The sequence below is a fragment of the Actinokineospora fastidiosa genome (genome assembly GCF_014648415.1).
GTDB lineage: Bacteria > Actinomycetota > Actinomycetes > Mycobacteriales > Pseudonocardiaceae > Actinokineospora > Actinokineospora fastidiosa.
Map to the genome: position 1 here is coordinate 1,633,097 of NZ_BMRB01000002.1, position 15,148 is coordinate 1,648,244.

General features: G+C 72.6%; 19 protein-coding genes. 4 read left to right on the forward strand and 15 right to left on the reverse strand.

The features are described from left to right. Positions 1-61: 61 nt before the first annotated feature. Positions 62-928, forward strand: coding sequence for a GNAT family N-acetyltransferase (locus tag IEY98_RS17395; RefSeq protein WP_189211450.1), 867 nt, complete (start codon positions 62-64; stop codon positions 926-928). 133 nt (positions 929-1,061) lie between these two features. On the opposite strand, the gene IEY98_RS17400 is transcribed toward IEY98_RS17395, so the two are convergent. Genes IEY98_RS17400 through IEY98_RS17435 form a run of 8 tightly spaced genes read right to left on the reverse strand, consistent with a single transcriptional unit; the run spans position 1,062 to position 6,394 of the window. Beyond that, positions 1,062-1,394 (reverse strand): rhodanese-like domain-containing protein, encoded by a 333-nt coding sequence (locus IEY98_RS17400; protein WP_189211451.1) that lies wholly within the window; start codon positions 1,392-1,394, stop codon positions 1,062-1,064. Further along, on the reverse strand, positions 1,394-1,807 hold the full coding sequence (locus IEY98_RS17405) for a nuclear transport factor 2 family protein (protein ID WP_189211452.1): 414 nt from the start codon (positions 1,805-1,807) through the stop codon (positions 1,394-1,396). The genes IEY98_RS17400 and IEY98_RS17405 overlap by 1 nt, the downstream gene beginning before the upstream one ends. Positions 1,808-1,815: 8 nt before the next feature. Beyond that, the gene (locus tag IEY98_RS17410) at positions 1,816-2,748 is read right to left on the reverse strand and encodes an NADP-dependent oxidoreductase (protein ID WP_229787059.1); all 933 of its coding nucleotides are present in this window, start codon (positions 2,746-2,748) and stop codon (positions 1,816-1,818) included. 19 nt (positions 2,749-2,767) lie between these two features. Further along, positions 2,768-3,433, reverse strand: coding sequence for an HAD family hydrolase (locus tag IEY98_RS17415; protein WP_189211454.1), 666 nt, complete (start codon positions 3,431-3,433; stop codon positions 2,768-2,770). A gap of 1 nt (position 3,434) precedes the next feature. Beyond that, positions 3,435-3,671 (reverse strand): acyl carrier protein, encoded by a 237-nt coding sequence (locus IEY98_RS17420; protein ID WP_189211455.1) that lies wholly within the window; start codon positions 3,669-3,671, stop codon positions 3,435-3,437. Between the two features lie 13 nt (positions 3,672-3,684). Continuing rightward, positions 3,685-4,671 carry a beta-ketoacyl-ACP synthase III gene (locus IEY98_RS17425; protein WP_189211456.1) on the reverse strand — a complete coding sequence of 329 codons (987 nt, stop codon included), beginning with the start codon at positions 4,669-4,671 and terminating at the stop codon, positions 3,685-3,687. Further along, positions 4,671-5,390 carry an AAA family ATPase gene (locus IEY98_RS17430; RefSeq protein ID WP_189211457.1) on the reverse strand — a complete coding sequence of 240 codons (720 nt, stop codon included), beginning with the start codon at positions 5,388-5,390 and terminating at the stop codon, positions 4,671-4,673. The genes IEY98_RS17425 and IEY98_RS17430 overlap by 1 nt, the downstream gene beginning before the upstream one ends. Before the next feature lie 11 nt (positions 5,391-5,401). Beyond that, entirely contained in the window at positions 5,402-6,394 is a 993-nt protein-coding gene (locus IEY98_RS17435) for an AvrD family protein (protein WP_189211458.1), read from the reverse strand. A 261-nt stretch (positions 6,395-6,655) separates the two neighbouring features. Between IEY98_RS17435 and IEY98_RS17440 the strand changes: the two genes are divergently transcribed. Beyond that, positions 6,656-7,081, forward strand: a complete 426-nt coding sequence (locus IEY98_RS17440; protein ID WP_229786988.1) for a hotdog fold thioesterase — start codon at positions 6,656-6,658, stop codon at positions 7,079-7,081. Here IEY98_RS17440 and IEY98_RS17445 read toward each other — a convergent pair whose 3' ends face one another. Further along, positions 7,082-8,086, reverse strand: coding sequence for a Kelch repeat-containing protein (locus IEY98_RS17445; RefSeq protein WP_189211459.1), 1,005 nt, complete (start codon positions 8,084-8,086; stop codon positions 7,082-7,084). It abuts the gene before it with no gap. A 158-nt stretch (positions 8,087-8,244) separates the two neighbouring features. Between IEY98_RS17445 and IEY98_RS17450 the strand changes: the two genes are divergently transcribed. Both IEY98_RS17450 and IEY98_RS17455 read left to right on the forward strand, forming a co-directional pair. Next, a complete protein-coding gene (locus tag IEY98_RS17450; protein WP_189211460.1) occupies positions 8,245-9,438 on the forward strand; it encodes an MFS transporter in 1,194 nt (397 codons plus the stop codon). 144 nt (positions 9,439-9,582) lie between these two features. After that, on the forward strand, positions 9,583-10,440 hold the full coding sequence (locus IEY98_RS17455) for a helix-turn-helix transcriptional regulator (protein ID WP_268244597.1): 858 nt from the start codon (positions 9,583-9,585) through the stop codon (positions 10,438-10,440). Here IEY98_RS17455 and IEY98_RS17460 read toward each other — a convergent pair. The 6 genes from IEY98_RS17460 to IEY98_RS17485 all read right to left on the reverse strand — a co-directional run bounded on the left by IEY98_RS17460 (position 10,437) and on the right by IEY98_RS17485 (position 15,137). Next, positions 10,437-10,784 carry a DUF3817 domain-containing protein gene (locus IEY98_RS17460; RefSeq protein WP_189211864.1) on the reverse strand — a complete coding sequence of 116 codons (348 nt, stop codon included), beginning with the start codon at positions 10,782-10,784 and terminating at the stop codon, positions 10,437-10,439. The two genes, IEY98_RS17455 and IEY98_RS17460, sit on opposite strands and share 4 nt — an antisense overlap. 14 nt (positions 10,785-10,798) lie before the next feature. Further along, on the reverse strand, positions 10,799-11,125 hold the full coding sequence (locus IEY98_RS17465) for a hypothetical protein (protein ID WP_189211462.1): 327 nt from the start codon (positions 11,123-11,125) through the stop codon (positions 10,799-10,801). A 37-nt stretch (positions 11,126-11,162) separates the two neighbouring features. Further along, positions 11,163-11,957, reverse strand: a complete 795-nt coding sequence (locus tag IEY98_RS17470; protein WP_229786991.1) for a lytic transglycosylase domain-containing protein — start codon at positions 11,955-11,957, stop codon at positions 11,163-11,165. A gap of 1,015 nt (positions 11,958-12,972) precedes the next feature. Next, positions 12,973-13,467, reverse strand: a complete 495-nt coding sequence (locus tag IEY98_RS17475; protein ID WP_189211464.1) for a helix-turn-helix transcriptional regulator — start codon at positions 13,465-13,467, stop codon at positions 12,973-12,975. 175 nt (positions 13,468-13,642) lie between these two features. Then, complete coding sequence (locus IEY98_RS17480; protein WP_189211465.1) at positions 13,643-13,804, reverse strand: hypothetical protein; 162 nt, start codon at positions 13,802-13,804, stop codon at positions 13,643-13,645. Between the two features lie 202 nt (positions 13,805-14,006). Further along, the gene (locus tag IEY98_RS17485) at positions 14,007-15,137 is read right to left on the reverse strand and encodes a CaiB/BaiF CoA transferase family protein (protein WP_189211466.1); all 1,131 of its coding nucleotides are present in this window, start codon (positions 15,135-15,137) and stop codon (positions 14,007-14,009) included. Positions 15,138-15,148 lie beyond the last annotated feature (11 nt).

Genomic DNA, 15,148 nt, shown 5'->3' on the forward strand with positions numbered 1-15,148 from the left:
CTGGTCGGGGGCACCCGGAAAATCGGTGGACGGGTCGGGTGCGGCCTTGTTCGATCGCGGGATGTCTATCGTGGTGAGCACGCCGGGTGTCGGCGACCTGGACGATGTCGTGCGCGCGCTGGCGCAGTGGCGGCACGAGGGAGCCCCGATGCAGCTGCACCCGGGGGACATCGGGTTCTACTGGCAGTTCGGCCCGGAGGTGACCGCCGCGGCGGTGCGAACCTGGCGCCGCCAGGACCGGATCCTCGCGGTCGGCCTGATCGACGGCCCGGAACTGGTGCGGCTGGCCGTCGCGCCGGAAGCGCGGGAGGACGAAGCGCTCGCCCGGCGGATGGCTGAGGACGTCACCCGACCCGAACGCGGTGTGCTGACGGCAGACAAGGCCTGCGTCGAAGCGCTCTGGGAGGGCCGTTTCCGGGAGTTGCTGCAGGAGGACGGCTGGGAGCCGGATGCGCCGTGGATCCCGATGGCGCGTGACCTGGGCGAACCGGTGGCGGACAGCGGCCTGCGGGTCGAGGTGGTGGGCCCCGAACGGGTCGAGGACCGGGTCGCGGTCCACCGCGCGGCGTTCGCGGGGTCGAGGTTCAGCGTGGAGCGTTGGCAGGCTATGGCCGCCGGGACACCGTACGCCGATGCCCGCTGCCTGGTCGGGTACAACGACCAGGGCGCGGCGGTCGCGGCCACGACTGTGTGGTCAGCGGGCCCGGGGAAGCCCGGGTTGATCGAACCCCTCGGCGTGCACGGCGGCCATCAGGGACACGGTTACGGCAAGGCGATCGCGGTCGCCGCCGCCGCGGCCCTGCGGGACATGGGCGCATCCAGCGCGACCGTGTGCGCCGAAGGCGCCAACTCCGCGGCTGTCGCCACCTACCGTGCCAGCGGATACCGACCGCACCCCGAGGTGCGGGACCTGCGCCGGGTCGGCTGATCCCGCGGCGAGGGCGAGTCGCCTGCCCGCCACCGTTCACGCCCCGCTCAAGGCAACGCCTGTCCCCTGCCGACCGGCACAGCCGCCCGTCCGGAGGGACGGGCGGCTGTCTCCGTTCGAGGCCGGACCAGGGTCAGGGGGACGACTCGAACGGAAGCCCAGCGGCGATCCAGTCGCTCAGGCCTGGCCGGTAGCGGTGGACGTTGGTGTAGCCGAGGGATTCCAGGGCCTCCGCCACGCGCAGGCTGGCGGTGCAGCCGTGGTTGGAGCAGTACGTCACCACCATCCTCCCCCGGTCCGGCAGCAGTGACGAGACCACATCGGCGCGGACGTCGGACGGGGGCAGGTGCACCGCTCCCGGCAGCCTGCGGGCCGCCCAGCTCATCCGCGACAGCGTGTCCACAACGGACACCTCGCCGTCGTCGATGGCCGCGCGGAGGTCCTCTCGGTCGATCAGGCGCACCATCAGGACTCCCAGGCCAGGGCGGCTCGGTAGCTGTCCTCGAACATGTGGTACCGCGTGATCAGCCCGTCCGACACCCGGATGTGGAGGGCGAAGCGGCTGGCGAAGACCTTGCCGGTCGCCGTGACGCGGTGGGCGAATGCGCCGAGCACCACGCCGTCCTGGCCCAGGACGATGATCTGGTCGATGTCGAACTTCTCCGTCGCGATGTCCTCCAGGGCGATGCGGAGGAACTCGTCGATCGCCGCCGTGGTGGTGCGCTCGCCGGTCCAGGGGACCGTGGGGGCGCCGGGGACCGAGAAGTCCGCGTCGGGCGCGAACAGGTCCACCATGCCGGGGCGGTCGCCCGCGCCGAAGCGCGTGAAGAACTCGCTGATGGTGGTGGCGGTGTCGCGGATGGTCGTCGGGGTGGACATCGTTCTCCTTAGACGACGGACAAGACGATCTTGCCCAGGGTGCGGTTGGTCTCGCCGGCCTCGTGGGCCTTGGCCACGTCGGCGAGGGGGAACACGTGCTCGACGTGCACGCGCAGGGCGCCGTCCTGGACCAGGGCGGTCAGCTCGGCGAGCCCGGCGTGGTCCGGCTCGACCAGGAACGGCGTGACCCGCACGCCCAGGTCGGCGGCGCGGGCGGCGACCTGCGGGCTGACGACGCCGATCGGCTGGATCAGCAGGCCGCCGGGACGCAGGCAGGACAGCAGTTCGATCGTGGTGTCGCCGCCCAGCAGGTCCAGGACGACGTCCTGGTCGCGGACGGTCCGGCCGACATCGACCAGCGTGTAGTCGATCGCCTCGTCCACGCCGACATCGGCGAGGAACGCGTGCTTGGCCGTGCGGGCGGTCCCGGTCACGATCGCGCCGCGCGCCCGGGCGATCTGGGCGGCGAGATGCCCGACCCCGCCCGCGGCCGCGGTGATGAGGACGCGGTCGCCTGCGCCGATCCCGGCCACGTCGACCAGGGTCTGCCAGGCCGTCAGGCCCGCCATCGGCAGCGCGGCGGCCTCGACCATCGTCATCGCCTCGGGCTTGCGGACGAACTGGCGGGCGGGCGCGGTGACGTACTCGCCGTAGGCCCCGGCGCGCCGGGGGAACCACAGCAGGCCGAGCACCTCGTCGCCGGGCTGGAACCGGGTGACGCGGGGACCGGCGTCCACCACGCCCGCGACGTCCCAGCCCTGCACGAACGGGTGCGGCCCCAGCGCGCCGGGCGGGAAGACGCCCGCGCGGATCTTCCAGTCGACCGGGTTCACCCCGGCGGCGTGCACGCGGACGCCGACCTCGGTCGGCAGCGGCACCGGCTGGGGCACGGTGGCGGGGGCGAAGACCGCGCTCGCCTCGCCCGCCGCGGTGGTCATCATGACCTTCATCCGGATCTCCTCATCGTGTGGGTGACGGCACCCTGGCCCAGCCGTGCCGGTGGGCGTGGGCGGTCAGGACCAGGTCGTCGCCGACCACGACCGGGCTGCCGACGGCGGCGAGCGCGGCCAGGTCGGAGGCGTCGTCGCCGTAGGAGTGGCAGCCGGCAAGGTCGAGGCCATGGGCGACGGCGACGTCGTGGATCGCCTGCGCCTTGCGCGCGCCGACCATCGGCCGGTCGACCGCGCCCGTGTAGCGGCCGCCGACCTGCTCGGGCTCCGTGCACACCACGACGTCGGCGGCGACGTGCTCGGCGATCGGCGCGACGCACGGGGCGAACGAGCCCGACAGCAGCACGATCAGCTCGCCCGCCGCGGCGTGCGCGCGCAGCCGGGCCAGCACGTGCGGGTGGAACAGCCCGCCCGCGGCGTTCTCCTCGGCGAACCACCGCGCGCCCTCGGCGGCCAGCTCGGCGACCGGCCGGCCGCGGAAGGCCGCGTAGAACGCGCGGTTGGACTCCTCCCGGCCCGCGCCCGCCGCCTTCATCCGGGCCAGCGCGGCCATGACGTCGTCGTAGCGCCGCCGGGGCTCCCCGCGCGCGGCCATGTCGTGGGCGAGGAAGCGGAACAGGCTGGTCACGGTGATCAGCGTCCCGTCGACGTCGAAGAACGCCGCTCGGCGGGCCATGTCAGCGCGTCCGCGCGTCGAGGTAGTCCAGCGCCTCGCGCAGCGTCTGCTCGTGGTGCAGGTCGCCCTCGGGTATGGCGACGCCGTACTCCTTCTGGACCGCCAGCGCCACCTCCATCAGGTGCAGCGAGTCCAGTCCCAGCTCGTCGAAGGTCAGGCCGGGGTCGAGCTCGTCGACGGTCAGCTCCGCCTTCTCGGCGAAGAGCTCCAGGAATCTCGTGGTCGTTGCAGTGTCCATTGTGTCCTTCCGATCAGGCCGGGTCCGGCCACTCCAGGGTCACCGCGCCCCAACTGGCGCCGCCGCCGAACGCGGTGAGCAGCACCCGGTCGCCCGGGTTCACGAGGCCCGCGGCGACGGCGTCGTCGAGGGCGATGGGGATGGACGCCGCCGCGGTGTTGCCGAAGCGCTCGACGTTGACGAACGCCTTCTCCCGGGGCAGGCCCAGCTGGTCGGCCACCGCGCGCAGGATGCGCACGTTGGCCTGGTGCCCCACGAGCCAGTCGACCGCGTCGACCGGCCATCCGGTGCGGGCCAGCACGGTCCGCGACGACTCCGCCATGCGCAGCACCGCGTGCTTGAACACGGCCTGGCCCCGCATGGTGAAGAAGTGGTCGGACGGCGACGCGCCGGTCTTCATCCGCGAGCCGCCCGCGGGCACGATGATCAGGTCGGCCAGCGCGCCGTCGCTGCCGAGGTCGAAGCCGAGCAGCGCGCCGCGCTGGGACTGCTCCCCCGCGGCCAGCACGACCGCCCCCGCCCCGTCGCCGAAGATCGGCGCGGTGGCGCGGTCGTCCGGGTCGATGATCGTGCTGAACGCCTCGGCGGCGATCACCAGCACCCGCTCGGCCGTGCCGAGCGCGATCATCCCGGCCGCGCTCGCCAGCCCGTAGAGGAAGCCGGAGCAGACCGCGGCGACGTCGTAGGCGGCGACGGCGCCGAGGCCGAGCCTGCTCGCCACCGTCGGCGCGGTGGCCGGGCAGGGGTGGTCGGGGGTCGTGGTGGCCAGGACGACGGCGTCCACGTCGGCCACGCCCGCCGACTTCATCGCCCGGCTCCCGGCCAGCACGGCCAGGTCGCTGGTCGCCGTGCCGGGCTCGACCAGCCTGCGCTCGCGGATGCCGGTGCGCGAGCGGATCCACTCGTCGGAGGTGTCCATCCGGGCGGCGAACGCGTCGTTGGTGACGACCCGGTCCGGCACGGCGGACCCGATCCCGGTGAGGACGGCGGCACGGCCCATCAGGACGCCTTGTCCACGGCCCACGCGCGGTCGGACTCGATCGTCATGTCGACGGCCCGGTACTCCTCCTGCGCGCGTTCGATGGCGGTGTCGACGTCCATGACCGGCTGGAAGCCGAAGATCTCCACGATCCGCAGCAGCCGTTCGGTCAGCGTGCCGCCGACGACGTGGCGCGGGATGCCCAGCTCGTCGATGGCCTTGGCGATGCCCTCGTCGGCGAGCCTGCGGAAGCGCTCGTTGACCGGCCGGTGGCCGTCCTTGGCCAGCTCCAGCTCGTTGGGCAGGTGCACGAACGCGTCGTAGGTGGTGCGCACGTGCTCCTTGATGGCGACGCCGAGCTGGTCCATGACCTGCTCGAAGAACAGCATCTCCTGCGTCTTCGCCACGGTCTCCATGTCACCGAGGTGCACGGAGTCGTTGGGGTTGATGCCGACGATCACGCGCACCGAGCCGTAGAGCCACTCCTGCAGCGACGAGCCGTCGGAGACGAAGCCGTCGGTCAGGTGGCTCTCGTGCACGACCCGCTCGACGTGCCTGCGCACGATCAGCTGGATCAGCTCAGCGCCGGTGCACTGCTCCAGCGTCTTGCCGGGGACGGCGAAGGGCAGCAGTTCGCGCATGGTGCGGGCGCGGGTGCGCGGGATGCCGACGTAGTGCGCGAGCGCGTAGGAGGTCAGGGTCTTTCCGGACGAGTACGTGCCGGAGATGGCGAGCTTCATCGTTGTCCGTTTCAGTGGTCGGTCGGAAGGGCGTGGGCGACGGCGCAGGTGAAGGTGATGCCCGCGAGGTCGCAGTGGATCTGCGCGGTGCGCCAGCGGCCGCCGTCCATGTCGATCAGCGCCGGGTCGCGCAGCGTGGTGGTCAGCGGCAGCGCGTCGGCCATCGGGCGGTCGGGACGCGGGACGTCGAGCACGGTCGAGCGCATCCACAGCGTGTTGCTCTCGCTGCGGCGCATGGAGTCGTGCTCGTAGAGCAGGATCTGGGCGAGCTGCAGGCCGGTGGCGAAGGCGTCCACGGTCGTGGGCGCCGGGCTGTACGCGCCCTCGATGCCCTGGTCCGCGGTCGACTGGTCCAGCCGGACGACACCGGATGCCGTCAGGGTGGGCACGTCGACCGCCAACGCGTCGATGCGGTGGACGGCTGTGGCGAAACCGCTGCCGTAGTAGCGCTGGGAGGCCGGGCCGAGCAGCACGTCGGGGTGCGCGTACTCCGCGCGTCCGATGTGGACGTCGCCGCCCCCGTGCACGACCTCACAGCGCACCCGCATGGCGCCCACCTGGCCGTCCACAACGGAGACGCCGTCAGAAGTCCCGCGCAGCCGCGCGCCGAGGGGCAGCTCCCCCAGGTCCTCCTCGGGCGCGCGGCCCGCCCGGATCTTGATCCGGCGCACCCACATGGCCCGGTGCGCCGCCGGATCCGGGCGGAACGCCGAGACCAGGCAGAGCTCGGCGAGCTGGACGCCGAGCAGGATGGCGTCGATGGTGCTCAGGTGCGGCCGCAGGTCGGCCGACGCTGTCTTCTTCGACCAGTCGACCGGGTAGGCCAGGCCGACGGTCGTGGCCACCGTCGCGTCGTCCGCCGCCCGGACGGACACGGTGACCGGCCCGAAGGCGTAGTCCACGCGCCGGTATCCGGCGGAGAAGAAGCGCTTGGCGCCGTCGCCGAGGTAGTCGTCCACGGTCGCGCGCGCCAGGGTTTCGCGCGGCAGAGTCTGATGCGTCATCCAGCCGTCCAATCGCCGAGCACGGTTCGTAACACCGAGAAACAAGGGATGAGCGGGCCGGTCACCCATTCGGACCTCTATGGCCGCCGCTCACCCCGAAGCTATCACCGAGAGCGACGAGCGAGCCTGCGCTGCTTTGTACATGTACGGCCAAACAGGTACCGCGAACACCACGGTGATGTGGGCTACAAACGAATGCCGGGCCGCGCGCCCGCCCGTACACACTGGACCGACCCACCGATTCCCGCGAAGGGCCTGCCCGTGTCCACGAACCTCTTCCCCGTGCAGGTGAATGCCGACTACCAGGCTGAACAGCTCATCGCCAAGCTCGGCATCACGCTCGTCGAGTGCAGGCCGGGACTGGTCGTCGGCACGATGCCGGTGTCCGGGAACCGGCAACCCGTCGGCATCATGCACGGCGGCGCCAACGCGGCCCTCGCCGAGACGCTCGGCTCGTTCGCCGCGTGGCTGCACGCTGGCGACGGCGGCCAGGCCGTCGGCACCGACCTGTCGTGCACGCACCACCGCTGGGTCGCGTCCGGCATCGTCACCGGCGTCGCCACGCCGCTGCACGAGGGCCGCACCAGCGCAACGTACGAGATCGCCATCACCGACGACGCCGGGCGCCGCACCTGCTCGGCCCGGCTCACCTGCGCCATCAGTCGCCGCGTCCGCAGGCCGAGGTGATCATGCTCCACAGTCGACACCCAGCGCCTCGGCCGTCGCGGACGCGGTGATCCCCGGGCGCGGACCGCCAGCGAAGGTGAGCACCGCGCCGTCCACCGCCACGACACCGAGTCCGTGCCGAGGGTGCGGGGTCGGGGTGAGCGATGCCCACGTCCCGGTGTCCGCCGAGTAGGCCTCGACTTGGGCGAACGTCGACGCGCCCTCGCCGCCGATGGCCACCACCACGTCCGGGCACGGCGTCGCCGCGCCCAGACCGCTGCGGGGCGTGGGCAGCGGCTCACGCGTGGACCACTCGCCGCGCGCCGGGTCGTAGACCTCGTGCGCGGCCAGGTTTCCGCCCGCGCGGCCGCCGATCGTGTGCACGGTCCCGCCGATCGCCGCGCCCGCCAGGTGCTCGCGCGCGGTCGGCGGGCCGGGGGCGGTGGACCAGCTGTCGGCGGCGACGTCGTAAACCAGCATGTGCTCCGCCAGGCCGTCCGGGCCGATCCCGCCAGCGAGGTAGACCCGGCCGCCGACGGCGACCGCCACGCCAGCGGCCCGGGGCTCGGGCATCGGGGCGCGGGCGGTCCACGTCGTGCCGTCGAGGCGGTGGACGGCTGTCAGCGGGTCGCGGGCGGCGTCATAGCCGCCGAAGACGTGAACCGCACCGTCCACAGTGGCCGACATGGCATGATGCGCGGGGACCGGCAGCTCCGGGCCGGTCCGCCAGCGGTCGGCGGCGATGTCGTACACCTCGGTGAGCGCGAGCGGGGTCCAGTCGTCCACCAGGCCGCCGACCACGACGACCTCCCCGCCCGCGCGGGCGGCCGTCACCTCGGTCCGCTCGGACGGGGCCTGCGCGAGCGGTCGCCAACCCGCCTGCTCGGGCGTCGTCGTGGCGGTGGACGCGGATCGCGGGGGCACGGAAGGCGCGGGCGCGGGCCGCACCGGCGCGGTCGGCGCCGGAGCGGCGCAGGCCGCGGTCAGCAGCACGGCGGCGAGGGCGGCCAAGCGCATCGACGTCATCTCCCGGCGTTGTGGTCTCGCTACCCAGTGTGCTGAGGCGCGGCCGGAAGTGCCTGGTCCTGTTGTTACCAGTACCCGCCGACCGGGGGACGCCCGCTGCCTGGCCGCGCCCGGCGCGCTGCGGCACGCTGGTGGCACACCCGGGAGTGAGGGGGACCGTGGCCTCAGAGCGCGGCCCGGTTCGGCTGCCCGCCGACGCGGGCCTGTCCACCGGAATGGTGACCCTGTTCGCCGTCGCGGCGGGCATGGCGGTCGCCAACATCTACTACGCGCAACCGCTGCTCACCGCGATAGCGCGCGAGTTCGGCGTCGGCAGCGGCGCGGCGTCCCAGCTGGTGACGGTGACGACCGCCGGATACGCGCTCGGGCTCGTGCTGGTCGTGCCGCTGGCGGACATGCGCGACCGCAGGCGGCTGGTCGTCACGCTGCTGGGCATCGTCGCGGTGCTCCAGGCGCTGTCCGCGGCCGCGCCGACGCTCTGGGCGCTGACCGTCCTGTCCGGCCTGATGTCGGTGCCCGCGGTGGTCGCGCCCATCATGGTCGCCTTCGCCGCCACGCTGGCCGCGCCCGAGCAGCGCGGCAGGGCCACCGGCACGGTGATGAGCGGCGTGCTGGTGGGCGTGCTGCTGGCCAGGGCGGGCGGCGGGCTGGTCGCCGACTGGGCGGGCAGCTGGCGGGCCGTGCACCTCACGGCGGCTGCCCTGATGGTCGGGCTCGCGGTCGTCCTGCACCGACGTCTCCCGGACGCGCCCGTGGGCGAGCGCACGCGCTACCGCGCGCTGCTGCGGTCGGTCGCGACGATCGTGCGGGAGGAGCCGGTGCTGCGGCTGCGCTGCGTCTACGGCTTCCTCGGCTTCGCCGGGTTCAGCGCGTTCTGGGCGTCGTCGGCGTTCCTGCTCGGCGGCCCGCCGCACGACATGGGCGAGGCGCTGATCGGCGCGTTCGGCCTGCTGGGCGTCGTCGGCGCGATCGCGGCGCGGACGGCGGGGCGGTTCGTCGACCGGGGCAGGGAGAAGGCGACGACCGGCGTCCTGCTCGCCCTCGTGCTGGCCAGCTGGGGTGTGATGGCCGTCGACGGCGGTCACTGGCTCCCCGCCCTCGTCATCGGGGCGATCGCGCTCGACCTGGGGGTCCAGGGCGTGCAGGTGACGAACCTGAGCGTCATCTACCGGCTGCGGCCGCAGGCGCGGGCGCGCGTCACCATGGCCTACACCGGGACGTACTTCCTGGGCGGCGCGCTCGGGTCGGCGGCGTCCGGCATCGCCTACGCGGCGGGCGGGTGGCCCGCGGTGTGCCTGACGGGCGCGGTGCTGGCCGCGGCTGCGCTCGGCGTCTGGGTCAGGGTCGGCTAATCGGCGCCGATCATCGGATGCATTTCACGATTGTTTCCTATTCATCTACTCCGCTTCGCATTAGCGCCGGTCGACCGGCACGAACGGGCAGCCTCATACCATGACCGCTTGACATTTACCAGATGAGCGACGATGCTCGCTGACATGGGTAGATCAGGGGGCACAAGCCGTAAACGTGAAGAATTAGCCAACTTTCTGCGCACCAGAAGATCGCGTTTAAGACCGAGTGATTGCGGTTTGTCCGCTTCGCCCGGGCGCAGGCGCACTCCGGGCCTGCGCAGGGAGGAAGTCGCAGTCCTCGCCGGGATCGGCACGTCCTGGTACACGTGGCTGGAGCAGGGCAGGGACATCAACGTCTCGGAGTCGGTGGCGCGCGCGATCGGGTCGGCATTGCGGCTGAGCCCGTCGGAGATCCGCTACCTTTACCAGCTGCTCGATATCAACCCGCCGCCCTATCTGCGCGACGCGGCCGATCCGCGCGCCCTCGATCTGGGATCAATCGTCGACGAATGGATGCCGAGCCCGGCACTGGTGATCGACAGCCTTTGGAACCTGCTCGCATACAACACATCGGCGGCCGTGGTGTTCGGAATTGTCGAATCCGAACCCAATCTGCTGGTGAGCTTCTTCACAAATCCAGCCGTCCGCGCCCGTTACGTCGACCCGCCGCGCACCGGGCGGCTGGCCGTGGCGCAGTTCCGCACCGGCGCGGCCGCGCGCTACGACGACCCGGAGTTCGTCCGCCTGGTGAACGGCCTGCGCGAGCGCAGCCCGGAGTTCGCCGCCCTCTGGCACAGCCACGAGGTCGTCGACGCCTGCCTCAAGGTGAAGGAGCTCGACCACCCCGAGGTCGGGTCGCTCTGCTTCGACACGCAGTCGTGGCAGCTCGACGGGCCGGACATCCGGCTGTTCCTGCACCTGCCCCGGCGCCAGTCCGACACCCGGGCCAAGCTCGCCCACCTGCTGCGCGTGCGCGAGCCCGCGCTCGTCGCGGGGGTCTAGACCTTCTCCCCGGCGCGGACCTTGCGGGTCACGGAGCGCTCGACGATGAAGGACACGAAGGGGATCATCCCGGCGATGAGCACCCACAGCGTGCCCTTGACCGACCAGCGTGCCTTGAGGGCGAGGTCGAACGCCACCACGAGGTACACCGCGTAGAGGAAGCCGTGCGCCGGGCCGACGATCGCCACGAAGGAGGCGTTGTCGAAGGCGTACTTGAGCACCATCGCCGCAACCAGCGCCAACAGGCCGACACCGACGACGTAGGCCAGCACCCGGTAGCGGGCGAGGGCGCCGCGCACCCCGGGGGCGGACACCGCCTGGGCCGGGTTCTCCTCGTCGGTCATGGGGTCGCTCTGTGTCATCGGGGTTCCTGATTCTCGTGCAGCCTGGCCAGGTAGCGGTTGTACGCGGCGAGCTCGTCGTCGCCGGAGTCGTCGATCACCGGGCGCGGGGGCGGGGGCGGCGGCGCGGCGGCGACCGGGTCCTGCGGGCGGGTGCGCAGGCGGTGCCAGCGCCAGAACATGTACGCCGGGGCGAGGCCGAACAGCGGCCACTGCAGGACGTAGCCCAGGTTCTGGAAGGTGCCGTTGGCCTCGGTGAACCGGTCCCACTGCCACCAGGCGAGCGCGCACGCCGCGACCAGGGACAGCAGACTGACCCCGACGATCACGACTTTGCGCAGCACAACCCGATGCTAACCCCCGTGACCTGAGAGATCGCGCTCACGTCCGGCTCTCGCGAGCGTACCGCTCGGCAAGGCCGAACACCTTCTGCCCGTACTCGACGGAGTTGTTGTAGGAGAGCACGCCCGCCCACCAGCCCTCCGGCGTGCGCAGGTCGCGCCCGCCCGCGCAGAGGTACCGGCCCGCAGCGAGGGCGGCGTCGTCGATCTGCTGGGGGTCGCCGACGCCGTCGATGTCGGCGTCGGAGGACCAGCGGGCCCAGGTGGAGGGGATGAACTGCATGGGGCCGACGGCGCGGTCGACGGTGCGGTCGCCGTCCAGCGCGCCGCCGTCGGTGTCGGCGATGGCCTTCACCCCGGGCGAGCCGTCCAGCGGGACGCCGATGATGGGCGTCGACGGGCGGCCGTCGGCGCCGAGGGTGCGGCCCTGGTAGCGGCCGTGGTCGGACTCCACCCGGCCGATGCCCGCCAGGGTGGCCCAGGACAGGCCGCAGTCGGGATCGGTCGACCGCACGACCAGCTCGGCGTTGCCGTAGGCCATGAGCGCGCGGGCGGGGACGTCCGTCCGGGTGGCGACGTCGTCCGCCCAGGCCTTCAGCGGATCGGCCCCAGCCGCCCCCGCCTGCGGCGCGGGCGCCCCCACCCGCACGGGCGCGACGGCCCCCGGCTCCACGTCGACCGCGGGCACCTGCAGAGCAGGGATATCCGCCACCGGCCCGGCAACCGGCGCCGAGGTGACCCGCACAACCCACACAACACCAGCCGCGACGACCAGCACGGCGACCACGACCGCCAACCTCAGCAGTGCGCCCCGCACGTTCCGCCGCTCTCCCACCACACTCCCCTTCCCCCCAGCCCAACGACGGGGGCGAAGCGAACGTTACGCGGTAGTAGGTCTCCCCGCGTCCAGTGGGCGGGGGTGCTGGGCAGGACCGGCAGGCAGGAGCGCTGCCCTCATCGGCAGGTCAACCCGAAGGGGTCGGCGGCCTTTGCGGGGCACCAGCCCGGCGACCGTGCCTGTGGCTCCGCGTGCCGAGGACACCAGCGACGTGGGCGGGGAGGCCGGTACCTGGACGGCGGCCTCCGTGGCAGCTCAGACCAAGACCATGGCGATCCCGGTGGGCAGGGCGATCCCGGTGAGCAGGTTTGCCGAGGTCAGGACCCTCGCGGGAGGAAGGGCGGTGCCCCACGCCCCGCAGAGCGGCATGGTCGTACTTCGAGACCGACCCCGCCAAGCGGCGTCCGGGACTCAGCCACTCACCAGCAGGCAGGACGGTGCCTAGGCGGCCGCCGGTCGACGTAGAGCGCGCCTGGCGAGCAACCGCCCGCCGCGATTCCTCGGCGGCTGGCCTTGGGAGCGACAGGGCCAGCCCCAGCGAGTCCCTTTCGGAGTGGACCGTTGCGCTCGGGACCAGGCTGCACCTCCACCCGCCCGCAGACCGTTCCGGCCCCGAGCCAACCCCACGGCAGGCACGACTCACCCGGCGTGGCGCTGGTGGGGTTGACCCCGTCCTCGCGGCCAGACCGAGTCACCGGCCCACCCGCAAACGATCCCAGAGTTCCAGTTTGTCCCGATTGGGCTCGCCCTCGCAGCCAGGCCGGTTCGCCACCCGCCAGCGAAACGATTCCTGGAGTCAGGCCGCGCCCGGGCCACCACCCGCCGACGAGACAATTCCCGAGGTCAGGCCACCCTTTCGCCGGGCATAGCGGTATCCGGCGTGGGTCGGGTGTGATGGGCCTCGTGGTCAGCCTGGGGTGGGAGGCCGGGACGCGGGCAGGGCGGCATCCTGGTGGACGTCGCCGCCGCGCGTGTGGGGGTCAAGGGGCCCGAGGGGGCGCCTTGGGCCTGGTCAGGCGACGCCTTCGCGGCGTTGGCGGGCCAGGCGGGCTACGCACCAGGCGGGGGCGCTGCCCCTGCGGAGGTGTTCGAGGACGGTCAGGGGGCCGAGCCTGCGGCGCAGGTCGGAGGGGGCCAGGCCCGCCGCCCGGTAGTCGAGGGCTCGCTGGTCGAGGGGGCTGAGACCGGCGTCCCACCACTCCTCGGCCTCGGCGACGCCGCCGACCATCTGCCACCAGCCCGCCGCCTGGGCGAGCAGCTCGGCGGGGACGCCGGGCAGTCGCTTGCGCATGGCGTCCACGTAGCGCGGGTCGGTGGCCTCCACGTCGGCCCAGCGCTGCGCGGCGCCGCCGCGGGCCCGCTGGCCGGGGATTCCCGGCTGCGCGGGCACTGGGGCCTCGGCCAGCCACTCCGACGCGATCCGCCTCGCCTCTACCGCGTCGGCGTCCTGGGCGCGCTCTGCGGTCCACTGCCGGACCAGCGCGTCGACCCCGGATTCGTCGAGCATTCCGCCTCCCTGGAGGTCTCATGATCACTCGATGGCTGAAACCGTAGGGGCAGGCACCGACAGATCGCCAGACCCAATTTCCGCGCCGACCCCACCTACCGGTGGTTAACCCCCGAGATCCACCCGGACGGTCCAATTTGGATCTTATCCGGACACCGGAGATCACCCTGAGTGATCAGGCGAACAGGCTCCGCAGGAAGGTGATGATCGCCTCGGCGCCGTCGCGCAGCCACCCGAAGATCCCCTGGACCGCGTTCGCGGCCGAGTTGGGCTGCGAGATCACGTAGAACAGCACGATCGCAACGCCTGCCACGATCAAGATCTTCTTGACGTCCATCGCCCTCTCCCTGTCCGATCGACGCGCGGTAACCCGTCCGGCGCGCCTCCCGCTGACATGATCGCCCAACTTGTGCACCGGTGACCACGGTTCGCGAGACTCTCCGTGCACAACGGTACGGCAAGCCAGCCTTCGGATACGGGATGTCACCCAACGGGCGCAACCACACGATCACCGGCCGATGATCACTCCATGGAGTGATCTAGGCGATGATCCCATCGGCCCGGAGCTGCGCGATCTCCCCTTCGGTCAGTCCGAGGTCGATCAGCACGGCGGCGGTGTCGGCCCGCGCCTGGCTCGGCGGGCTCGGCGTGTCGGGGGCGGTGCGGCTGAACTTGGGCGCGGGCGCGGGTTGGACGCCGCCGCCAATGTCGACAAAGGTCCCCCGGGCGACGTTGTGCGGGTACGTCCTGGCCTCCTCCGGCGTCAGGACCGGCGACAGGCAGGCGTCGGTGCCCTCGGCGAGCTTCGCCCACTCGTCCCGGGTGCGGGTGCGGATCGTGTCGGCCAGGATCTCGCGGAGCGCGGTCCAGTTCGCGGGGTTGGTGTGCTCGGGCACGTCCTCCAGCCCCAGCACCTCGACCAGCGCCCGGAAGAACCGGTGCTCGATGGCCCCCACGGCCACGTACTTGCCGTCGGCGGTCTCGTAGGTGTCGTAGAACGGCGCGCCGCCGTCGAGCAGGTTCTGGCCGCGCGGCTGGTTGAACGCGCCCAGGTTGCGCAGCCCGTGCAGGTGCGTGGCCAGCAGCGCGGCCCCGTCGACCATGGACGCGTCGACGACCTGGCCGCGCCCGCTGGTCTGCCGCTCGACCAGCGCGGCCAGCACGCCCATGGCCAGCAGCATCCCGCCGCCGCCGAAGTCGCCGACCAGGTTCAGCGGCAGGGTCGGCTTGTGTCCGGCCTGGCCGATCGGGTCGAGCGTGCCGGACACGGCGATGTAGTTGATGTCGTGCCCGGCCGCCTGCGCCAGCGGCCCGTCCTGGCCCCAGCCGGTGACGCGGCCGTAGACCAGGCGGGGGTTGCGGGCGTGCAGGTCGTCCGGGCCGAGGCCCATCCGCTCGGCCACGCCCGGCCGGAAGCCCTCGATCAGCACGTCCGCGTCGTCGGCCATGCGCAGCACGATGTCGCGCCCGACGGGCGACTTGACGTCGACGCCGATCCAGCGCCGCCCGCGGGTGAGCGGGTCGTTGGGGAAGCTGAGCACGTCGAAGCCGGGCTGGGCCCGGTCGACGCGGATCACCTCGGCGCCGAGGTCGGCGAGCATGGTCGCGGCGAACGGGGCGGGCGCCAGGCCCGCCAGCTCGATCACCCGCAGGCCGGTGAGCGGTCCCACGTTCTTCCTCT